Genomic DNA, 20,862 nt, shown 5'->3' with positions numbered 1-20,862 from the left:
GACTATCCTAAGATTCATTTGCAGAGGGAGCGAGAGACAACAGGATGTTAGCGGTCAGGATGGCCGGACAGTGTTTAACGGATTAACACTCACGGAATGGTAAGGAAAGACTTTCAGGATGAAAGCGTTACGAACCACGGAAGGATAGACTATCACGGATAGATAGCCTAGTTGCACAGGATTGCGATGGCACAAGGAGTGCAGCAGAAAGGAAGCAACTTAACCTATTTCATGGATGATGCTGGAACCGCTCAGGAAAGAGCAAGCTTGGTAAAAGGAACGCCAAGAGATAGGGATGTACTTGAGTACAGGGAGATATCAAGGATTGAACAGGGATGATGCAGGATGCAAGTTGACGCATGGATGGTGCAGGGAGCACGAAAATAGCGGGATAGCTTAACAAAGAACAGAAGGGCGTGATCTTAGGATCACGCCCTTTCTTTTTGGTATTCATACAGATGATGCAGATATTGAACCGAGCTATGGCTGAGTGTTATCAATATGGCTTGGCGTTATCAATTCAGCTCAAAGGTCAACGGCAGTGACTTAATGACACTTGCCCGAGCTACAACTACTTTGGCTCCCACAGCCACCAAATTTACCTTTCGCCGTAGGTGCTTCTTGCCATTCGGGTTCTGGGAATATAGGCCATTCAATCTTTTGAATTTTTTTACCTAGCATCCATATATGACCACGATATTGATTTATACCATCTGTGCTGAACTCGAAGAGATACTTTGCCTTCCAACAGATCCCGGTAGTGCCGCCAAGGCTAGGACGAGCGGTTTCCATTGCGATCGCTAATAGTTGTACTTTTTGTCTACAGCATTCTTTTTCAGCAAAAATACGGCTTAATTCTGCCATTTGACGAAGTTGCCAAAAGAAAGCGGCAACGACAATCAGCGCAATAATTAACAGAAGATCTGACATCATTTACTTGCAGCCTTAAACAAGCCACCAATGGCTTGTGATAGTTGAACACTACGATTGGGATTTCGTAATTCACGCAGTAAGTGATTGCGTAAATTAGGAATAGCCACAATATCAGCAAAGACCTGATTAAAAAAGGCTTGCGGCTGAAGTGCAAGTGCTTCTAAGTAAATACTGCGACTCAGCTCTTGCTTTAGTATCGACCAATTTCGACCTGCAATACTGATGAGGGCGTTTGCATCAAGCTGGTCTGTATGCTGTAAGTGGGCTAAGGCTTGTTGGCTTAATTCAGACTGTGATGCTAATGCTCGCATGTAATAGGATTGGTACTCATTAGGTGCCTTGATGAACTTACTAAAGATCTTCTCCGCAATAGCCTCAGTCAACTGTAGATGTTCGAGGCACTGGCATAGAGCGATTTGTACTTCAATGGCGGCATGGTCAAAACTGGCAAGGATATGTTGCTCATGATCTAATTCATTGAGACGGACACAAACATCGCTCAAACCTTGCAGGCCAATATGTTGCCATTCACTCGGAGCAATTTGGCCTGATAAGTATTGCATGGCAAATTCATATTGGATTGATGCCTTTAACCCTAATTGCTTACGCACTAAGGCGTTGAATAACGCTAGTTTCTCTTGGCTAGGTTTAAAACTAAATGGATTATTGGCGAGGCGATCCTGCTGTTCATCGGTTAATGGCTGAGTTGGATCTTGTCCCAGTGCCGTGAGCACCATTTCAATAAATTGTGAACGGGGTGCAGGCGAGAGCAGGCCTTGCTCATCTAAAGGAAGCTTGAGGAACCAAATAAAATGCTGCTGGCTTTCATTCCAAAAAACAATGGCAAACTGTGCATGGCCTTGAATGGGGTAGGGATAAGGTGTGGCTAGAGATTCGATTTGATGGAAGGCCAACATGTCGATGTGCTGTACCCTTCGACCCAGTTCATAGACTTGGAATTGGGTTTTGGCTGTCGTTAAAAATTGGCTAAGCGTAGTAATTTCAGTCATTTGGCTGCTATATCAATCAAAAAGGCTCAATAAATTGGCGACATTATAGGGGGAAGTTGTTCACGATGGTATGATTGCTACACTTTTATCGCCCCCTGTCGCTGAGCGTTATCTTCTAATGACAGCGAGCTAAAGGACGTCACATTGATGCTTTACAGCCAAACTCAAATAAAATTAGCCCAAATTATTCACGAGCTCCAAGGTGTTGGACTTTGGTCGGCCAATGCGCCAAGTGATAAAGCGATGGCCAGTACTGCGCCGTTTGCCTGCGATCTTATGCCGTTTGAACAATGGTTACAGTTTATCTTTATCCCGCGAATGCAAGCATTGATCGATGCTGGTCAACCCTTGCCTCGCCAAATTGCCATTGCGCCTATGGCTGAACATGTGTGGTCTGAGCAGGCGACATTAGCACCCTTAATCGGTGTCTTAAATGAATTGGATATATTGTTAAATGAACCAAGATGATATCTGGTTAGATATGCCAGAGAGTAAGCAATTGAATACCGATAGTGATGATGTAGAAGCCGCGCCTGAACTGCACATTTTATATCAAGACGAGCATCTCGTTGCTATCCACAAACCTGCGGGATTGCTGGTGCATCGCAGTTATTTGGCACGCCGTGAACGTTTTTTTGCGATGCAATTAACACGCGATCTGGTGGGGTGTCATGTGTTTCCGGTACATCGTTTAGATAGACCGACCTCTGGCGTGTTGTTATTTGCCAAAAATAGTGAAGTGGCTAACGCGCTTTGCGAACAATTTGCCGACCATAGTATCGAAAAACAGTATCTGGCGTTGGTGCGTGGCAATATGCATGAGAGTGGTGTATTGGATTATGCGCTCAAGGTGGAATTGGATGAAGTGGCGGATAAGTTCTCAAATCAAGATAAAGCAGCCCAAGAAGCGGTGACTCAATATGAACCGCTACTCAATGCTGAAATCCCCTATCCGTCAGGACGTTATGCAACGAGTCGATTTGCTTTAGTTAAACTGAGTCCTAAAACGGGGCGCAAGCATCAACTAAGACGCCATATGGCGCACTTACGTCATCCGATTATTGGTGATACCACCCATGGTGATGGTAAGCAAAATGCATTTTTTAGAACCCATTTTGACATCAATCGACTATGGCTGATTGCGAAAAAATTAACCTTCACTCACCCGATAACCCATGAGCGCTTAAGCATTGAAACAGAGCTTGAGCCTGAATGGGAAACCGTTTTTGCTCGCCTTGGTTGGGATGACAGCGCATTATCTTCCACACCGAGCATATTGATTGCGGGTTAAGCTGAAATGTATTAGGTCGCCACGTGTTTATTTGCGTGACTAAGATAGTGTGGTCTGTTTACTTGCTGTTGGCCCTGATGTTAACAGCTTAGCTACTCGCTAGCTTTAGTTCTTGCATTAAGGCGACTAAGCTTGAAAATCCCGTGGTGGGCTTAAGTGGCGTTTGCAGGTTTTGCTGTGCGGCATGAAAGTAATGTTTACGTCTAATTTGAGTGCTTTTATGTTGGTGCTTGAGGTGTTTTTGCCTATTGCTCTGTCGCATCAGTTTAGTTCCTCATGCTCAATAACTTGATTTAATTTATAAAATTTTACCTTGCTGCTTGCCCTAAAGCATAACAATAAAGTAACTTCAGCTGAGTTGCGTTTACGCATGTGGGACGGAGTATATCATGAAAAAAGTTAATCTGATCTTTGGCACTGTGTATGGTAGCGCACAATTTACCGCCGAAACCTTAGAAAAAGCGCTGACAGAACTTGGTTATGAAGCCAGATTGTGGCAACCGAATGAAATTAGCCAATTTACACCACCACAAGATGAGCTGTTAGTGGTTGTCACCTCAACCACCGGGCAGGGGGATTTACCCGATGATATCCAGCCTTGGTTTTATCATCTCCAAACAACAGCTCCCTATTTGCCAGAGCTGAAATACAGTGTTATTGCGCTGGGAGATTCAAGTTACGATACCTTTTGTGGTGCAGGCAAGTCAGTGGATGCATTGCTGAGTGAATTAGGCGCAAAAGCCGTTGTGGAGCGTCTCGATATTGACGCCTGTGAAACCATGGAACCTGAGGTCGAAGCGATAAAATGGCTGCAAAGCTGGAACCAAATCGTCAAATCCGAGCGCGCCGCTTAGGCCATTTGGTCACTCAGCAGTGGTTTAAATTTGCTCAGCGCTTAAGCCAAGCGCTGTTAATCCCTATTGCCATTTTACCCGCGGCTGGGGTTATGCTGGGGTTGACGGTAAGCCCAATCCCCTTTATGCCTGAAGTACTTAATGTATTAATGCTGGCTGTGGGTAAGCTGATCTTCGCGATTATGCCGATTTTGTTTGCGGTGGCAGTGGCGATTGGTTTTTGTCGAGATCAAGGGATTGCTGCATTTACCGCGGTGTTTGGCTATGGCGTGTTGACAGCAACCTTGGCTGCTTTAGCTGACCTATACCAATTGCCAACTCAGTTAGTTCTTGGCATGGATACCTTAGATACTGGGATTGCTGGCGGCATGCTGATTGGCGGCGTGACTTGCTTTGCTGTGCGTTGGAGCCAATATATTCGCCTGCCAGCGATTTTTTCCTTTTTCGAAGGGCGGCGTAGCGCCTCTTTATTGATCATTCCGTTGGCTATGGGGTTAGGTTATGTACTCGCCCATGTATGGCCATCAATCTCCTTATTGATTGAGCGAGTCTCTGATTGGGCTGTTTACCAAAAGCCTGCAATTGCGTTTGGTGTTTATGGTGCGCTTGAGCGTTTACTCATTCCCTTAGGGCTACATCATATTTGGAATGCACCATTTTATTTAGAAGTTGGCCAATATCAGTTGCAGGACGCCGAAGTGGTACGCGGTGAAGTGGCGCGTTATTTAGCGGGTGATCCGCAAGCAGGGAATTTAGCGGGGGGCTACCTGATTAAAATGTGGGGATTACCAGCAGCGGCGCTGGCCATTTGGCGCTGCGCTGATGCCTCGGAGCGAAATCGTGTGGCGGGTATTATGCTTTCCGCAGCGGCAGCCAGTTGGTTAACAGGTGTGACTGAGCCAATTGAGTTTGCCTTTATGTTTGTGGCGCCTATCTTGTTTCTTATCCATGTCATGCTGGCGGGCTTGGCTTACTCTGTCTGCATTATGCTTGATATTCACCATAGTATTGTATTTTCCCACGGACTGGTTGACTTCACTTTGCTATTTTCCCTGTCCCGCAATACGGGATGGTTTGCAGTCTTGGGGCCGCTTACGGCGGTGATTTATTACATTTTGTTTAGGGGAAGTATTCTGGCATTTAATTTAAAAACGCCAGGGCGGCTTGAATCCTATGACGCTAATCGCTCCAAAGAGAGCTTAAGAGCAATTATTGCGGCATTAGGTGGTCGCGATAACATCGTTGAACTCAATGCCTGTTTAACGCGATTACGTTTGAGTGTGCATAGCCCTGAGTTAGTTAATAAAGTTCGACTCAGTCAGCTAGGTGCAAAGGGAGTGATTGTGATGGGGAAAGGTGTGCAAGTGGTCTATGGCACTAAGGCTGAAACTCTGCGTAAAGTGTTGCAGCGTTATTTAGATACACGGCGTTAGCATTGCAGCTTATTAAAATTAATCACTGATTTATTGTGTTTAATAAAGTTAACTCACAATAAATTCACTTTTTAACACAAAAAGTTAGCTTTTCATGCTGTATCAGTGGATTGGCTATGGCACACTCAGGTGAGGGACCATAGAGGAGATCAGATTTTGCAGTCACAGCATGTAGTATCCAACGCACAACCCGCCTTAGCACGTAAAATCCTGATGACAGATTGCGCCGATGCCCAAGGGCTTATCGCCAAAATCACCAGTGTTTGCTTTAACCATCAGCTTAACATCATCAAAAACAGTGAATTTGTGGATAATGCGCAGGGAAGATTTTTTATGCGCACTGAGCTTGAGGGGCACTTTAACAGCGAGCAATTATTGCAGGATCTGCGTCAAGTATTACCCGTTCCAAATCATATGACCTTAGTGAGTGCGGGTAAGAAACGCATTGTTATATTAGTCACTAAAGAAGCGCATTGTCTCGGCGACCTCTTGATGAAAGCGTATTATGGCGGTTTAAATGTTGAGATTGCCGCCGTAGTGGGCAACCACGATGTACTTAAAGAACTTGTTGAAAAGTTTGATATTCCTTTTCATCTCGTCAGTCATGAAGGACTAGACAGGATTCAACATGAGCAGGCGTTATTGGCCGCGGTGTCGCAATACGCGCCAGACTATCTGGTGCTTGCCAAATATATGCGGGTGCTGACGCCGGATTTTGTTGCCGAATATCCAAACCGTATCATCAATATCCATCACTCTTTCTTACCAGCCTTTATTGGTGCAGCTCCTTACCGCCAAGCCTGGGAACGTGGGGTTAAAATTATCGGTGCGACGGCGCATTTTGTGAACAACTGCCTCGATGAAGGGCCGATTATCAAACAGGATGTGATCCCCGTTGATCATAGTTACAGCGCACTCGAAATGGCCAAAGCGGGGCGAGACGTTGAAAAAAGTGTTCTCAGCAAGGCGCTGCAATTAGTGTTAAATGAGCAAGTGGTGGTTTACGGCAATAAAACCATAGTGTTTTAGGGTGTAAAATTTGATTTGAGTATCCCCAACATACTCCTGCGCATACCGTGATGGGGATCTTATGTTTCAGTTTTAGTCTGCGGCTTATATTCGCTTTGCTATCCTTATGTTTAATAGGATTTTTACTTTGTTTATGTCCTATGAGTTTTTGAGTCTACATTCCTATTTTTAATCAAGGATGGAGGTTGGATGTCAACAAATCGCGGTCTAATTGTCGGAACGATGGATCTCCCCGATGGTTTGCATTTGTCTTGGGCACAACTTGATAAAGAGTTTCGTGTTCAAAAAATGAGCCAAGCCTTTTATGAGCGCTGTAACCGCTCAGCAGCGCAAATCATTAATAAACCTATTTGCCAGTTATTCAGTGCTTTTGATACTGATTTATGTGCAGATATTGAGCATAGTAGCGGTGGCTATATAGGCTTCCAGTTACAGGACAATAATGGCGCAAATGTACATTTCGCTTTGCATGCAGTTCCTGAAAATGGATGGTACTTGATCTTATCTGAGATAAATTTTAAAGATCCCAAAATTAAAGAATTGCACGTAGATTATCGCCGTGTAATCCAAGCGAGCGATGTTTGGTTGCAGCATATTGAAGAAGTGATTAGGTCTTCACCTGAGGATGTTTTCCGGGTTGCGGTAGCCAAATCTGTCGCACTCAGCAGTAGTCGGTATGGGTTTATTCTTCTACATAACGAAAAATCGAAATTGCTTAGCTTGGCGGCCAGAACCCAATATCCTCAATCTAAGATTGACCTTCCAGAAATTGTCGAAGAAGAGACTCAAGCTCCTGAAACTGAAAGTCTTGTCTGGCTTGAATGCGCTCAAAACTTTAAGCCTATCATTAAAAATAGCCTAGGTAGGCCCGCGAATGCTCAGGGAGTATTCGATAAATTACTGCTTGAGGAACGCTATTTAGCGGTGCCCATTTTATTTCGAAATCGGTTGATGGGAATTATTTGCGTCGTTGGACGAAGTGACCCCTACAGTCGTCAAGATGCCCGCTCATTGCTCATTTTTGCGAGTATTTTATGGCATTCGATTGAGCTTCCCCGCAGTTTGCGGGCAGTATCGCGGCAGTCGAAAATTATTAAGGCGCAAAAGGAGCAATTATCCCAATCGTTAACCCAGCTTATCAGCGCCATTTCCGAGGCATTAGAACTTAAGGATGCCTATACCGCTGGGCATCAAAAGTCGGTGGCCCAATTAAGCTACCTGATAGGTGAAAAGCTCGGGCTTGAGCCGCAGCGTTTAGAGGGGCTAAAAATTGGTGCACTGGTGCATGACATAGGAAAGCTTGCAATACCATCACAGATTTTGACTAAACCTTCAAAATTATCCAAAGAAGAATACGCCTTAATTCAAACTCATCCACAACATGGAGCGGAAATTGTAGAGGATGTCGAATTTCCCTGGCCGATTAAACAAATGATATTACAGCATCATGAGCGGCTTGATGGATCGGGTTATCCCTTGGGATTAAAGGATAAAGCGATTCTCTATGAGGCTAAAATTATTGCCGTTGCCGATGTTGCTGATTCAATCCTATCACACCGACCCTATCGTCCTTCATTGGGATTGGCGAAGATGACAGAAGTGCTTCGGGCGGGTAAAGGGACCTTATTTGATCCTGATATAGTTGAAACCTGTTTAGAGGTACTTATTAACCGTGAAATTAGTATTAGCGATCATATCGGTTCTGCCGCGCTAGACCCTGTAGTGACAGTCACTTTGGACCATGAGTTAGCCGACATTAAACGACTACTTGCTCACGCCCATGCTAAGGTGGCTGTTGTACAGGATGAAGAACATCACCTCATTGGCGTTATCACCCAAAGATTATTGGACTACTGGCTCAGCCCCCTCATAGGTAGTGCAGCCGAGCGAGAGCAGGATAGGGCTTTTTTGCGTAAAAAAGCTCATCAAATCATGGAGCATTCTGTTCCTTTAATTAGTGATGTGGCGACTTCAGAAGATGCGCTGCAGCAACTTAATGAGTCTGACTCTGAGTTTTTGGTGGTTGTGAATAAGGCGCAACATGCAATAGGCGTAATCGGCTGGCGTGCAATAGCGATGGCGAATAAGTTACGCCAGGATGTCGAGCGTTTAATTTAACGGAACTCAGTAGATAAAAAATGCCAAGCAGGCTGCTTGGCATTTTGTTATCCCGCAATGTAGCGAAACGATTAATCGACGATACGTAACAGTTCGTTGATCCCCACTTTGCCGCGGGTTTTCGCATCTACTTTCTTGACGATAATCGCAGCGTATAGGCTGTATTTGCCACATGCAGAGGGCAGGTTACCTGATACGACTACAGAGCCAGCTGGTACGCGGCCATAGTGGATTTCGCCCGTTTCACGGTCATAAATACGGGTACTTTGGCCGATATAAACGCCCATGGATATCACCGAGCCTTCTTCTACCACAACGCCTTCGACAATCTCAGAGCGCGCACCGATAAAGCAGTTATCTTCGATAATAGTCGGGCCAGCTTGCAGCGGCTCCAATACGCCACCGATACCTACACCGCCGGATAAGTGTACGTTTTTACCAATTTGCGCGCATGAGCCAACGGTTGCCCAAGTGTCAACCATAGTGCCTTCGTCAACGTAGGCGCCAAGGTTGACGTAAGAGGGCATTAACACAGTGTTTTTACCGATAAAAGAGCCTTTACGAACAGTGGCTGAAGGCACCACGCGGATGGCTTCGGCTTTAAAGCGGGCCTCGTCATACTCGGCAAACTTTAACGGCACTTTGTCAAAATATTTGGTTTCGGCGCCATCGATAACGGCGTTATCAAAAATACGGAATGACAGTAACACCGCCTTTTTCAACCATTGATGAACATGCCATTGGCCGTCGATTTTTTCAGCGACGCGCAGTTCACCCTTGTCGAGCATATTGATGACATGTTGCACATCGTTACGCACGCTTGCGTCAACAGTGCTTGGTGTGATGTCGGCACGCGTTTCAAAAGCGGCCTCAATACGTTGGCGTAAAGCCTCCATTTACTTCTCCCGTTATGGTTAATTGGTTGACTCTGAGTTGATGGCGCTCAGTGCGCTAATCAAGGCTTCCTTGAGCGTATGCTCTTGGGTTTCATTGAGTTGCAAGCCATCATTGGTTTGCAAAATAAAAAAGTCTTCCGCTCGCTCGCCGATGGTAGTGATCTTGGCGGAGAGCAACGTCGTGTTGCAGCGATAAAAAATATCGCCCACTTTAGCTAATAATCCCGGCGTATCCAAGGCAATGAGTTCCATCATACTTGTACCATGACGGTTACTCTCAAGGAAACTCACCTGAGTAGGAACATTAAAAGGTTTCATCTTGCGCGACAGTTTTCTAAAGCGTGGCAGTTTAGGGTTATCACTGGCGAGCGCTTTTTCAAGGGCTTTACGGATACTTTGTATGCGCGAGAGTTGGCTGACGGGCTCGCCGTCTTGCTCGAGGATAACAAAGGTGTCTAGAGCGTAATTGTCCTTTGATGTCATGATGTTAGCGTCGTGGACGTTAATGTTTTTATTATCAAGCACCGCCATTACGGTAGCAAATAACTTAGGTCTGTCCTGACAATAAACAAACAGCTCTGTGCCGCCGCGGGTCGTGTGTTTGGACACCAGCACTAAGGGCTCATCTAACTGCTTATGCTTGAGGATGGCCTCAGCATGCCAAGCGACTTGATTGGGCTGGTGGCGCAAAAAGTAGTCGGCCTTAAAGCGTTGCCAAAGGGTATCTAAATCTTTTTCTTTAATGCCGCGCCGCAGTAGTTCTTTTTTCGCCTTGGCTTGGTATTCGCGTACTCGGGCCCGAATATCAACGGGCTTTTCTTTGCCGCGAGCGAGCACCCTTTGGGTTGAAAAATATAAGTCGCGCAGCAGTGAGCCTTTCCAGTTATTCCAAGTCTTTTCGTTGGTGGCGCAGATATCGGCCACGGTTAAGCAGTACAAATAACTTAAATGCACCGCATCGCGCACCTTGCTGGCAAAGTCGGCCACCACATCGGGGTCGGAAATATCGCGGCGCTGGGCCGTTACCGACATCACCAAGTGATTTTCAACTAACCAAGCGACTAGGCGGCCATCGTGGTCGTTCAAGCCATGAAGTTTACAGAAGGCGAGGGCATCGCTTGAGCCAAGCTTGCTGTGATCGCCGCCGCGGCCCTTGGCGATATCATGGAAAATCGCGCCGAGTACCAACAAACCTTTTTTCGGTAACTGATTGATAAGCACTGAGCCTAAAGGAAACTCTTCTTTCTGTTCTGGCTGCGAGAAGCGCTCGATATTGAGGAGCAATCTGTGGGTGTGTTCATCCACCGTATAGGCGTGGAACAGGTCAAACTGCATTTGGCCTTCGATATTGCGCCATGCGGGTAAATAAGCCGAGAGCACCCCGTGTTTATGCATCAGCGATAAGGCTGCAATACCGCGTGGATGTTTTAAGATCTCCATAAAGGCTTGGCGGCACTGAGGATTTTCTTGCAAGGGTTGCAGCTGTGCTCGGCGAGCACGTCTCAGTGAGCGTAGGGTTGGCGCATAAATGCCTTTAATATTAGAGTTTTTCGCGACATGGACAAACAAACGTACAATTTCTTCACCGCTGTCGAATAAATCGTCACTTAGGGCCTCGATAAAGGCACCTCGGCGCTGATAGTTATTGTCAATCGCTTGAATTTCTAAAGCTTTCGTTTGACCAAGAGTTGCCCGCTTAAATAGTTGCAGCAGCATTTCGTTGAGTTCCATCACGCGGCGCACCGTGCGATAGTAACGTTTCATCATCTGCTCAACAGCAAGTTGGGTTGCGTCTTCGTATCCCATCAACTCAGCCACTTGGCGCTGGACATCGAACAGCAGGCGGTTTTCATCACGCCCGACAGTCATGTGCAGGGCAAAACGCAACTTCCACAGAAAGTGCTGACACTCGAGCAGCTCTTCTAATTCGGCGGGTTCTAAAAATTCGTATTGCACCAGTTCTTCTAAGCGTGAGGCGCCAAAGTGGCGCATGGCAACCCAGGCGATGGTTTGAATGTCCCGAAGGCCACCAGGGCAACTTTTGATATTGGGCTCAAGATCGAAGGCACTCGCCTTGGCATGGCGGGCCGTTTGTTCATCGCGCTTAGCGATAAAGAACTGACTGGAGGTCCAAAAATCGCTTTGACGAATGGCATCGTAGAGCTGGTCAAACAGACTTTCAGGCCCTGAAAGCAAGCGCGCTTCAAGCAAATTAGTGGCGATGGTAATGTCGTCTCGCCCAAGGCGTAGCGTATCATCAAGGGTGCGGACGCTATGACCAATCTCAAGACTAGCATCCCACAAAAAGGCGATAAACTCGCTGAGCGCGGCTTCCGCTACCGCAGCTAACTCGCCCTCGAAGAGGAATAGCAAATCGACATCAGAGTGCGGATGTAACTCTCCGCGACCATAGCCACCAACGGCAATCAGGGCGATGGGGTATTGATCTAGGCCGTGTTGCAACCACGCCTGTTTTATAAGGGAGTCGACAAACTGACAGCGCTGAGTCACTAGCTCTTCAATCGGGGTTTTGGCTTTGAACCTTGCTAAAAGCGTTTGATTCTGTTCGATTAATGATTGTTTAGCTAGCAGCGCTGTATTCATCGAGTCCCTTGTTTGGATGCGTTAAAATATTTGCTACCCACCAAGTTCCAATATGACCTGATGGATAGTTTAACAATTGTCATTAGTGATTAATGATCCGCGGAAAATCTTCCTCATCGCGCAGCGTCAGCACTTCAACACCGGTTTCGGTCACTAATAATGTGTGTTCCCACTGGGCTGAGTTTTTACCATCGGAAGTGGTCACCGTCCAATTATCATCGCGATCTAGCACAGTGGTGTGTCGACCCGCGTTGATCATCGGTTCAATGGTAAAGCACATACCTGGGCGTAAAATGGTGTTGTCACCATTACGGTAGTGCATCACTTGGGGTTCTTCATGGAAACCCGCGCCAATACCGTGGCCACAATAATCTTGCACGATGGAATATTTCTCAAGGCCTGTTTTGCTGGCTTTAATGAATTTTTCAATAGTATTGCCGATTTCACCTAATTTTAATCCCGGACGCACTTTACGGATTGCAAGATAGAGACTTTCTTGAGCGATGCGGCACAGACGTTTGTCCTTAGGGCTGACTTCACCGATTAAGAACATTTTAGAGGTATCGCCGTGGTAACCGTCTTTAATGACGGTGATATCGATATTGAGAATATCGCCATCCTTGAGAACGCGATCGCTCGGAATACCATGGCAAATGACGTTGTTTAACGAAGTACAAATCGACTTAGGAAAACCATGGTAGTTGAGCGGGGCAGAAATCGCGCCTTGCTCTTCGGTATATTTGGCGCAGATATCGTTTAATTCATTAGTGGTGACCCCCGCCTTAACATAAGGGGCGATCATTTCTAATACTTGTGCAGCCAGCTTACCTGCCGCGCGCATTTTCTCGATTTCTTCTGCTGTCTTAATGACTATACTCATTGCGTTTTCTCTTGTGTCTTCGGTGTCTATTGGCGCGATGAACCTAATGCAAAAATTTGTGCTTTAGGGCTATTTATGGTATAAAGCGCGCCGTTATGTTTAAGTCTTGATGAATTACCCAAGCTCAGCTTTATCTGCTTTTGGGCGATAGCAAAACTAAAGATGGCGGCCATTATACATGGCAATTTATCTAAATACTAAATCACACACGTGTCGACACATTCTTCGGGGTGCCCTCAGCTGTTAACTGCGGGGTCGAAGACATGGGATACGTGGAGGTCTAACCCCCTAAATTTTAAGGTAATAGAAATGACTACAGTTTCAATGCGCGATATGCTCCAGGCCGGTGTCCACTTCGGTCACCAAACCCGTTACTGGAACCCAAAAATGAAGCCATTCATTTTCGGTGCTCGCAACGGCGTTCACATCATCAACCTTGAGCATACTGTGCCAATGTTCAATGAAGCACTGGCTTTCATCAGCAACGTTGCTTCAAAGAAAGGTAAAGTATTATTCGTTGGTACTAAACGTGCTGCTGGCGAAGCGATCAAAGAAGCTGCTATTTCTTGTGATCAGTACTATGTTGATCACCGTTGGTTAGGCGGTATGCTGACTAACTGGAAAACCGTTCGTCAGTCAATCAAACGTCTGAAAGAACTGGAAAGCCAATCAGTAGATGGTACTTTCGACAAGCTGACCAAAAAAGAAGCGCTGATGCGTACTCGTGAGCTTGAAAAGCTGGAAAAATCTTTAGGCGGTATTAAGAACATGGGCGGCCTGCCAGACGTATTATTCGTTATCGGCGCTGACCACGAGCATATCGCTATTAAAGAAGCTAACAACCTGGGTATCCCTGTTGTTGCAGTTGTTGATACTAACTCTGCGCCAGATGGTGTTAACTACATCGTTCCTGGTAACGACGACGCAATGCGCGCTATTCGCCTGTACACTACTTCTGTTGCTGCAGCTGCTAACGCTGGCCGTGGTCAAGATTTAGCTGTTCAAGCTGAGCAAGACGGTTTCGTAGAAGCCGAATAATAATAAGGCGGGATGAGTTTCATCACCCTTATTAACCAAGATTTTGATTGGTTAACAGGGGCCATTCGGCCCCTGTTTTATATCTGCAAATTAGTCGAATTTTTAGAGAGGATTTAACAATGGCAATTTCTGCTGCCCAAGTTAAAGAACTGCGCGAGCGTACTGGCGCAGGCATGATGGATTGTAAAAAAGCGTTAGAAGAAACCAACGGCGACATGGAGTTAGCAATTGACAACATGCGTAAGTCTGGTGCTGCTAAAGCTGCTAAGAAAGCAGGTAACATCGCTGCTGACGGTACTATCCTGATCAAAAACGGTGAAGGTTTCGCAGTACTGTTAGAAGTAAACTGCCAAACTGACTTCGTTGCTAAAGATGCAAACTTCTTAGGTTTTGCTAACGCTGTTTTAGACGTTGCTGCAGCGTCTAAAGTGACTTTAGAAGACTTAAAAGCCCAATTTGAAGAAGCCCGTGTTGCGCTAGTTGCTAAAATCGGTGAAAACATCAACGTTCGTCGCGTTGAGTACATCGACGGCACTAAATTAGCTTCTTACCGCCACGGTGAGCGTATCGGTGTAGTGGTAACCGGTGACGCTGATGACGAAACTCTGAAGCACCTCGCAATGCACGTTGCCGCTTCTAAGCCAGAATACGTTAACCCAGAAGACGTTCCAGCTGACGTAGTCGCTCGTGAACAAGCTCTGCAAATCGAAATCTCTATGAATGAAGGCAAACCTGCTGAAATCGCAGAGAAAATGGTTGTTGGTCGTATGAAGAAGTTTACTGGTGAGATTTCTCTGACTGGTCAAGCTTACATCATGGAACCAAAGAAAACTGTTGGCGAATTCTTGAAAGAGAAAGGCGCGAAAGTCACTAACTTCATTCGTTTAGAAGTGGGTGAAGGTATTGAGAAGAAAGAAGAAGATTTCGCAGCTGAAGTTGCTGCTCAAATCGCTGCTTCTAAAAAGGCTTAATCGCCAACGCTAAATACCCCCAAGACCGCAGCAATGGCTGCGGTCTTGTTATGACCAGGATATAAAAATTATGAGCACCAATCCAAAACCTGCATTTAGACGCATTCTTCTAAAATTAAGTGGCGAAGCACTGATGGGCGACGAAGGCTTCGGCATCGATCCTAAAGTGTTAGATCGCATGGCTCAAGAAGTCAAAGAGCTGGTAGAGTTAGGCATTCAGGTGGGTGTGGTCATTGGTGGTGGTAATCTATTTCGCGGTGAAGGCTTAGCAAAAGCGGGCATGAATCGTGTGGTGGGCGATCACATGGGTATGCTGGCAACGGTTATGAACGGCTTGGCCATGCGTGATGCCCTGCACCGTGCCTATGTTAATGCTCGTCTGATGTCGGCTATCCCATTAAAAGGGGTGTGTGACGACTACAATTGGGCTGAGGCGATCAGCTTATTAAAATCAGGCCGTGTGGTGATTTTTGCTGCGGGTACTGGTAATCCATTCTGCACTACCGATTCTGCTGCTTGCTTACGCGGCATTGAAATCGAAGCAGAAGTCGTGCTAAAAGGCACTAAAGTTGACGGCGTTTATTCTGACGACCCGATGAAAAATCCAGAAGCAGTGAAGTACGATGACTTAACGTACACTGAAGTACTGGATAAAGAATTAAAAGTAATGGACTTAGCAGCCTTTACTATGGCGCGTGATCATGACATGCCAATCCTAGTATTCAACATGAATAAACCTGGCGCCCTGCGCCGAGTGGTCATGGGTGAAGAAGAAGGCACAATGATCAAAGCGAAATAAGTTATTCAATGACCAAGAAGGACATTTAACGTGATTGCAGATATTAAAAAAGATGCTCAAGAGCGCATGGGTAAATGCGTTGACGCGACCAAAAACCAAATGGCTAAAGTACGTACTGGTCGTGCACACCCAAGCCTACTGGACTCAATCCAAGTATCTTACTATGGCACTATGACACCACTGAACCAAGTGGCGAACGTGGGTGTTGAAGATGCACGTACTTTGTCAGTAACCGTATTTGACCGTAGTGCAATCCAAGCGGTTGAGAAAGCGATCATGAGCTCTGATTTAGGGTTAAACCCTATGTCAGCGGGTGCAACCTTACGTATCCCATTACCCGCACTGACGGAAGAGCGTCGTAAAGACTTTATCAAAGTAGTACGTGCTGAGGCCGAAGGTGGTCGAGTGGCGATTCGTAACGTACGTCGCGATGCGATTTCTGACGTGAAGAAACTCGAAAAAGCTAAAGAATGCACTGAAGATGATGTTCGCCGCTTCGAAGAGGAAGTACAAAAGTTCACCGATGCTCACATTAAGAAGGTCGATGAGATTTTAGCGGCCAAAGAAATTGAGTTGATGGAAGTCTAATCTCAAGCGCTATAAGCTAGAGTTGCTACGCCGTGTAGGGGTATACTACACGGCGTTTGTCTATTTTAAAGGGTTGTATTAGATGTCATCCACAGTGGAATTTGATCCGCAATCTAGGCCGACTGAGGCGGATGCTTGTGCTCAGACAAGCTTACCGGAGATATTACCCGAACTCGTTAAACAGTCATTACCTAAGCATGTTGCGATTATTATGGATGGTAATGGACGTTGGGCCCAAATTCAGGGCAAGCCACGAGTGATGGGGCATAAGGCTGGGGTTAAAGCGGTGAGACGTGCGGTGAGTGCGGCCAGTCAGTTAGGGATACAATCGCTGACGCTATTTGCGTTTTCTAGCGAAAATTGGCGTAGACCCGATAAAGAAGTCAGCTTATTGATGGAACTGTTTTTTACCGTGTTGCAGCGGGAAATTAAGTTACTCGATAAAAACCAGGTCAAATTGAATATCATCGGCGATATCAGTCGCTTTTCTGCGCGTTTACAAAAGCAAATTCGTGCCGCAGAAGCGAAAACTGCAAGCAATACGGGATTGATATTGAATGTGGCGGCCAATTACGGTGGTCGTTGGGACATACTGCAAGCTGCGCAAAAGTTAGCTGAAAAGGTTGAAACTGGCGAAATGACCAGCAGTCAGTTCACTGAAGAAGCCTTGAGTGAACATTTGTGCATGCAAAATCAGAGTGAAGTTGATTTAATGATCCGTACGGGTGGGGATTACCGGATCAGCAATTTTGTACTCTGGCAGGCTGCCTATGCTGAGTTGGTGTTTTTGGACACCCTTTGGCCTGATTTTGATGAACAGGCTTTTCATGAAGCGATTGCCACGTTTGCCAGTCGCCAGCGCCGTTTTGGTTTGACCGGAAGTCAAATTGATGAGATGCGCGCATTGTAAAACGTCATGAGGGATTTTTTTTGCTAAAACAACGTATAATAACAGCAATTTGGTTGATTCCATTAGTTTTGGGAGCAATCTATTTACTCCCCGTTGAGTACTTTGCTTGGGCCTTGATCGCCGTGTTTCTGATCGCCGCTAAGGAGTGGGGCAGGATCATCGATAGTCAATGTGATGTCACCCAATGGAGTTTTACTTGCACGGTCGGTATTTTACTGATCGCTCTTAATTTAATTGTTCCCGCCGACACCATTTGGCTTCGGGGGCAAATTCATCCCATTTATCTTGCCGTGGTTACCATAGGTACTTTGTGGTGGATGGTGTCACTGCTGCTGGTGGTCACTTATCCTAAAAGCGCCAAATTGTGGCAAAAGAGTCCGATGCTAAAGTCCATGTTTGGACAATTGACTTTAGTACCTTGTTTTGTGGCACTGATTGCCCTTAAATCAATTAGTTCGCAAATATCGCCTTATTATGGGGCATCGCTAGTATTATTGGTGATGTTGATCGTTTGGGCTGCGGATTCTGGGGCGTATTTTGTGGGCAAAGCTGTCGGTAAAACTAAGCTTATGCCCGCAGTTAGCCCAGCTAAAACCTTAGAGGGTTTGCTCGGTGGTTTAGTCACTACACTAATTGTTGTTGCTGGTGTTATGTATATTTCACCTGAGCAGGAGTTAGGCTTAGTGGTTGCGGTGACCATTTTTGTGGCACTGATTTCAGCCCTTGGCGACTTATCAGAGAGTATGTTTAAACGCGCTGCGTGCATTAAAGATTCGGGCACGATTTTGCCTGGACATGGCGGCGTGCTCGACCGCATCGACAGCCTGACAGCAGCCTTGCCGGTGTTTACCCTAATCTACATTGCATTTTGGATGTAACGCTATGCAAAATATGGTGATTTTGGGTGCGACAGGCTCGATTGGTGCCAGTACCTTAAGTGTGATTTCGGCCAACCCTTCCGCCTATCGAGTGTATGCTTTAGTGGCAAATGCGAGTGTCGACAAGATGCTCGCGCTGTGTTTAGCCCATCGCCCGCAGGTCGCCCATATGGTCGATCCTAATGCTGCATTAGCACTCAAGACGCAATTACCCGCGACGCTTAATATCCAAGTCACAAGTGGCGAGGATGAGCTTATTGCCTTAGTCACCTCCTCAGTGGTTGATACCGTGATGGCTGCGATTGTCGGCGCGGCGGGTTTAGTCCCGACACTGGCTGCGGTGAAGGCGGGTAAGCGGGTATTGCTCGCCAATAAAGAGGCGCTGGTGATGTCCGGCGAGCTGTTTATTGAGGCAACGAAACGCTCTGGCGCCACGTTGTTGCCGGTTGACAGTGAACACAATGCGATTTTCCAATGCTTACCCGAAGAAGTGCAGGCTAATTTAGGGCGCTGTGATTTAGCGGCGTCAGGTATTTCCCATATTTTGCTCACCGGTTCTGGTGGTCCATTTTTAACCGCCGAGCTGTCAAGTCTTGCGGCAATGACGCCAGCACAGGCTTGCAAACATCCAAATTGGTCAATGGGGCCGAAAATTTCGGTCGACTCCGCCACGATGATGAATAAGGGCTTGGAGTTTATCGAAGCACGCTGGTTGTTCAATACCCAGAAAGATCAACTAAAGGTGGTTATTCATCCGCAAAGTGTTATTCATTCTATGGTGCAATACCGCGATGGCAGTGTGATCGCGCAGATGGGTAACCCGGATATGCGTACACCGATTGCGCATTGTATGTCCTATCCGCAAAGAATTCGCTCCGGTGTTGAACCTTTGGATTTTTTCAAAGTCGGACAGTTAAGCTTTTGTGAGCCAGACTTTAATCGCTTCCCCTGTTTGGCTTTAGCGATTGCCGCTTGTGCCCAAGGGCAAGAAGCGACTACGGTACTCAATGCGGCCAATGAAATCGCCGTGGAGGCGTTTTTACAAGGCAAGATTGGGTTTACCCATATCGCCAAGGTGAACGAAGCCTGTTTATCGTCGGTGCCTAAACGGGCGATGACCAGCATCGAAGATATCATTGCCCTCGATGCACAAACACGGATATATGCCCGTGAATTACTAGCGAAATTTGCTTAGGCCTCTTGTTGACGAGGCTTGAGTGGATTTACTGATGACGTAAGGAGTGGAATGTTAGATTTTTTGTGGAACTTAGGTTCTTTTATCGTAGCACTTGGGCTGTTAATTACTGCCCACGAATACGGCCATTTCTATGTTGCGCGCCGCTGTGGTGTGAAAGTTGAGCGTTTTTCTATTGGTTTTGGTAAGGCGATTTGGCGCAAAGTCGGTCAAGATGGTACTGAATATGTTATTGCCATGATCCCGCTGGGTGGCTATGTCAAAATGCTCGATGAGCGTGTTGAAGATGTCCCCGATAACTTAAAAGATCAGGCCTTTAACCGTAAAAGCGTGTGGCAACGTATAGCAATTGTGGCGGCTGGCCCCATTGCGAACTTTATTTTTGCGATTATCGCACTGTATTTTATGTATTTAATTGGTGTGCCATCGCTAAAGCCCGTCATTACCTCAACGACACCTGGCACTGCGGCGGCACAAATCCAAGTCACTGAGCCGATGCAAGTGACGGCGATTTCAGGCCAGCCGGTACGGAATTGGGAAGAAGTCAATTTGGCGCTTGTTGGCCATATTGGTGATGACAGTTTAACACTATCCCTTGCGCCCCTTAACGGTTTACAGAGACTTGATACCGATACTCGTACTTACACTTTAGACACCCGTCAATGGCGCTTCGACCCTGAGAAAGAGTCACCGATCACGGCACTGGGCTTGGGCGTGTATCGCCCTGCGATTGAGCCACAAATTGCGCTCATCAGTGAAGGCAGTGCAGCGGCTAAGAGTGATCTGAAGGTCGGTGATACCTTAGTGGCTATCAATGGCCAGCAATATACCGATTGGCAAGCTTTTGTTGACATTATTCAGCATTCTGCCAATGTGCCTGTGGAGTTAACCGTGCGCCGTAATGGTGAGCAATTTGCCATCTCTGTGACACCAGCAAGTGTTAAAAATAGTGATGGTAAAGATGTCGGCGTGCTTGGGGTGAGCCCGGCTCAGGCACAATGGCCTGAGAATATGCGATTACAGCTGGAATATGGGCCAATCGAATCTTTTGCTATCGCAGCCGATAAAACATGGCAACTTGTTGTCGTGAGCTTTAAGATGATTGGCAAATTATTTACTGGCGATGTGTCAGTGAAAAACTTAAGTGGACCTATCTCAATCGCACAGGGTGCGGGCAATAGTGCAAACTATGGCTTGGTTTACTTTCTCGGTTTCCTCGCGCTTATCAGTGTCAATTTAGGCATCATTAACTTGCTTCCATTGCCTGTGCTCGACGGGGGACACCTGCTGTATTACTTCGTTGAAGTAATAACTGGTAAGCCTGTATCTGAAAAGGTACAGGAAATAGGATTCAGATTTGGGGCAGCATTACTGCTGATGTTGATGAGCATTGCGCTCTTCAATGATTTTGCCCGACTCTGAGCAAGGACAGACT

The 20,862-nt window shown here is 46.4% G+C and carries 20 protein-coding genes; 14 read left to right on the top strand and 6 right to left on the bottom strand.

Annotated features, from left to right (window positions below; all coding sequences use genetic code 11):
* Positions 1-546: 546 nt before the first annotated feature.
* Positions 547-933, bottom strand: a complete 387-nt coding sequence (locus tag JM642_RS13450) for a DUF3301 domain-containing protein (protein WP_099457812.1) — start codon at positions 931-933, stop codon at positions 547-549.
* Positions 930-1,943 carry a DUF3549 family protein gene (locus JM642_RS13445; RefSeq protein WP_037416706.1) on the bottom strand — a complete coding sequence of 338 codons (1,014 nt, stop codon included), beginning with the start codon at positions 1,941-1,943 and terminating at the stop codon, positions 930-932. Before JM642_RS13445 ends, JM642_RS13450 begins: the two co-directional genes overlap by 4 nt.
* 147 nt (positions 1,944-2,090) lie before the next feature.
* Here JM642_RS13445 and JM642_RS13440 point away from each other — a divergent pair, with 147 nt between their 5' ends.
* Both JM642_RS13440 and truC read left to right on the top strand, forming a co-directional pair.
* Positions 2,091-2,411, top strand: coding sequence for a YqcC family protein (locus tag JM642_RS13440; protein ID WP_203431964.1), 321 nt, complete (start codon positions 2,091-2,093; stop codon positions 2,409-2,411).
* Positions 2,398-3,234 (top strand): tRNA pseudouridine(65) synthase TruC, encoded by an 837-nt coding sequence (gene truC / locus JM642_RS13435; RefSeq protein WP_069454608.1) that lies wholly within the window; start codon positions 2,398-2,400, stop codon positions 3,232-3,234. The genes JM642_RS13440 and truC overlap by 14 nt, the downstream gene beginning before the upstream one ends.
* 88 nt (positions 3,235-3,322) lie before the next feature.
* On the opposite strand, the gene JM642_RS13430 is transcribed toward truC, so the two are convergent.
* The gene (locus JM642_RS13430) at positions 3,323-3,496 is read right to left on the bottom strand and encodes a hypothetical protein (protein ID WP_203431963.1); all 174 of its coding nucleotides are present in this window, start codon (positions 3,494-3,496) and stop codon (positions 3,323-3,325) included.
* Positions 3,497-3,623: 127 nt separating this feature from the next.
* Between JM642_RS13430 and JM642_RS13425 the strand changes: the two genes are divergently transcribed.
* The 4 genes from JM642_RS13425 (at position 3,624) to JM642_RS13410 (ending at position 8,668) form a co-directional block, all read left to right on the top strand.
* The gene (locus JM642_RS13425) at positions 3,624-4,088 is read left to right on the top strand and encodes a flavodoxin (RefSeq protein WP_047534629.1); all 465 of its coding nucleotides are present in this window, start codon (positions 3,624-3,626) and stop codon (positions 4,086-4,088) included.
* The gene (locus tag JM642_RS13420; protein ID WP_088585828.1) at positions 4,040-5,521 is read left to right on the top strand and encodes a PTS transporter subunit EIIC; all 1,482 of its coding nucleotides are present in this window, start codon (positions 4,040-4,042) and stop codon (positions 5,519-5,521) included. The genes JM642_RS13425 and JM642_RS13420 overlap by 49 nt, the downstream gene beginning before the upstream one ends.
* Before the next feature lie 213 nt (positions 5,522-5,734).
* The gene (gene purU / locus JM642_RS13415; protein ID WP_037416965.1) at positions 5,735-6,550 is read left to right on the top strand and encodes a formyltetrahydrofolate deformylase; all 816 of its coding nucleotides are present in this window, start codon (positions 5,735-5,737) and stop codon (positions 6,548-6,550) included.
* A gap of 189 nt (positions 6,551-6,739) precedes the next feature.
* Positions 6,740-8,668, top strand: coding sequence for an HD domain-containing phosphohydrolase (locus JM642_RS13410; protein ID WP_203431962.1), 1,929 nt, complete (start codon positions 6,740-6,742; stop codon positions 8,666-8,668).
* 71 nt (positions 8,669-8,739) lie between these two features.
* On the opposite strand, the gene dapD is transcribed toward JM642_RS13410, so the two are convergent.
* From dapD to map, 3 genes are all read right to left on the bottom strand, one after another.
* The gene (dapD, locus tag JM642_RS13405; protein ID WP_055648601.1) at positions 8,740-9,564 is read right to left on the bottom strand and encodes a 2,3,4,5-tetrahydropyridine-2,6-dicarboxylate N-succinyltransferase; all 825 of its coding nucleotides are present in this window, start codon (positions 9,562-9,564) and stop codon (positions 8,740-8,742) included.
* A gap of 18 nt (positions 9,565-9,582) precedes the next feature.
* Entirely contained in the window at positions 9,583-12,168 is a 2,586-nt protein-coding gene (glnD, locus tag JM642_RS13400; RefSeq protein WP_203431961.1) for a bifunctional uridylyltransferase/uridylyl-removing protein GlnD, read from the bottom strand.
* Between the two features lie 82 nt (positions 12,169-12,250).
* Positions 12,251-13,048 (bottom strand): type I methionyl aminopeptidase, encoded by a 798-nt coding sequence (map, locus tag JM642_RS13395; RefSeq protein WP_037416730.1) that lies wholly within the window; start codon positions 13,046-13,048, stop codon positions 12,251-12,253.
* A 309-nt stretch (positions 13,049-13,357) separates the two neighbouring features.
* Between map and rpsB the strand changes: the two genes are divergently transcribed.
* The 8 genes from rpsB to rseP all read left to right on the top strand — a co-directional run bounded on the left by rpsB (position 13,358) and on the right by rseP (position 20,849).
* Positions 13,358-14,086, top strand: coding sequence for a 30S ribosomal protein S2 (gene rpsB / locus JM642_RS13390; protein ID WP_011071784.1), 729 nt, complete (start codon positions 13,358-13,360; stop codon positions 14,084-14,086).
* A 119-nt stretch (positions 14,087-14,205) separates the two neighbouring features.
* Positions 14,206-15,057: a translation elongation factor Ts gene (gene tsf / locus JM642_RS13385; RefSeq protein WP_037429566.1), complete on the top strand. Its 852-nt coding sequence runs from the start codon at positions 14,206-14,208 to the stop codon at positions 15,055-15,057.
* Between the two features lie 70 nt (positions 15,058-15,127).
* A complete protein-coding gene (gene pyrH, locus JM642_RS13380; RefSeq protein WP_037416734.1) occupies positions 15,128-15,856 on the top strand; it encodes a UMP kinase in 729 nt (242 codons plus the stop codon).
* 30 nt (positions 15,857-15,886) lie between these two features.
* Complete coding sequence (frr, locus tag JM642_RS13375) at positions 15,887-16,444, top strand: ribosome recycling factor (RefSeq protein ID WP_037416738.1); 558 nt, start codon at positions 15,887-15,889, stop codon at positions 16,442-16,444.
* An 82-nt stretch (positions 16,445-16,526) separates the two neighbouring features.
* Positions 16,527-17,354 (top strand): polyprenyl diphosphate synthase, encoded by an 828-nt coding sequence (uppS, locus tag JM642_RS13370; RefSeq protein WP_037416741.1) that lies wholly within the window; start codon positions 16,527-16,529, stop codon positions 17,352-17,354.
* A gap of 20 nt (positions 17,355-17,374) precedes the next feature.
* Positions 17,375-18,232, top strand: a complete 858-nt coding sequence (locus JM642_RS13365; protein WP_037416744.1) for a phosphatidate cytidylyltransferase — start codon at positions 17,375-17,377, stop codon at positions 18,230-18,232.
* A gap of 4 nt (positions 18,233-18,236) precedes the next feature.
* The gene (gene ispC, locus JM642_RS13360) at positions 18,237-19,427 is read left to right on the top strand and encodes a 1-deoxy-D-xylulose-5-phosphate reductoisomerase (protein WP_203431960.1); all 1,191 of its coding nucleotides are present in this window, start codon (positions 18,237-18,239) and stop codon (positions 19,425-19,427) included.
* A gap of 51 nt (positions 19,428-19,478) precedes the next feature.
* The gene (rseP, locus tag JM642_RS13355) at positions 19,479-20,849 is read left to right on the top strand and encodes a sigma E protease regulator RseP (protein WP_203431959.1); all 1,371 of its coding nucleotides are present in this window, start codon (positions 19,479-19,481) and stop codon (positions 20,847-20,849) included.
* Positions 20,850-20,862: the final 13 nt, after the last annotated feature.

Origin of the sequence: Shewanella sp. LZH-2 (genome assembly GCF_016859145.1) — a bacterium.
In the GTDB taxonomy this organism is placed as follows: domain Bacteria; phylum Pseudomonadota; class Gammaproteobacteria; order Enterobacterales; family Shewanellaceae; genus Shewanella; species Shewanella xiamenensis.
Note: the sequence above shows the minus strand (reverse complement) of the source record. Positions and strands in the feature narration are given on the sequence as shown.

Coding starts and splice junctions, on each gene's coding strand:
- JM642_RS13450 (WP_099457812.1), bottom strand. CDS start 933: ATGATGTCAGATCTTCTGTTAATTATTGCGCTGATTGTCGTTGCCGCT.
- JM642_RS13445 (WP_037416706.1), bottom strand. CDS start 1,943: ATGACTGAAATTACTACGCTTAGCCAATTTTTAACGACAGCCAAAACC.
- JM642_RS13440 (WP_203431964.1), top strand. CDS start 2,091: ATGCTTTACAGCCAAACTCAAATAAAATTAGCCCAAATTATTCACGAG.
- truC (WP_069454608.1), top strand. CDS start 2,398: ATGAACCAAGATGATATCTGGTTAGATATGCCAGAGAGTAAGCAATTG.
- JM642_RS13430 (WP_203431963.1), bottom strand. CDS start 3,496: ATGCGACAGAGCAATAGGCAAAAACACCTCAAGCACCAACATAAAAGC.
- JM642_RS13425 (WP_047534629.1), top strand. CDS start 3,624: ATGAAAAAAGTTAATCTGATCTTTGGCACTGTGTATGGTAGCGCACAA.
- JM642_RS13420 (WP_088585828.1), top strand. CDS start 4,040: ATGGCTGCAAAGCTGGAACCAAATCGTCAAATCCGAGCGCGCCGCTTA.
- purU (WP_037416965.1), top strand. CDS start 5,735: ATGACAGATTGCGCCGATGCCCAAGGGCTTATCGCCAAAATCACCAGT.
- JM642_RS13410 (WP_203431962.1), top strand. CDS start 6,740: ATGTCAACAAATCGCGGTCTAATTGTCGGAACGATGGATCTCCCCGAT.
- dapD (WP_055648601.1), bottom strand. CDS start 9,564: ATGGAGGCTTTACGCCAACGTATTGAGGCCGCTTTTGAAACGCGTGCC.
- glnD (WP_203431961.1), bottom strand. CDS start 12,168: ATGAATACAGCGCTGCTAGCTAAACAATCATTAATCGAACAGAATCAA.
- map (WP_037416730.1), bottom strand. CDS start 13,048: ATGAGTATAGTCATTAAGACAGCAGAAGAAATCGAGAAAATGCGCGCG.
- rpsB (WP_011071784.1), top strand. CDS start 13,358: ATGACTACAGTTTCAATGCGCGATATGCTCCAGGCCGGTGTCCACTTC.
- tsf (WP_037429566.1), top strand. CDS start 14,206: ATGGCAATTTCTGCTGCCCAAGTTAAAGAACTGCGCGAGCGTACTGGC.
- pyrH (WP_037416734.1), top strand. CDS start 15,128: ATGAGCACCAATCCAAAACCTGCATTTAGACGCATTCTTCTAAAATTA.
- uppS (WP_037416741.1), top strand. CDS start 16,527: ATGTCATCCACAGTGGAATTTGATCCGCAATCTAGGCCGACTGAGGCG.
- ispC (WP_203431960.1), top strand. CDS start 18,237: ATGCAAAATATGGTGATTTTGGGTGCGACAGGCTCGATTGGTGCCAGT.
- rseP (WP_203431959.1), top strand. CDS start 19,479: ATGTTAGATTTTTTGTGGAACTTAGGTTCTTTTATCGTAGCACTTGGG.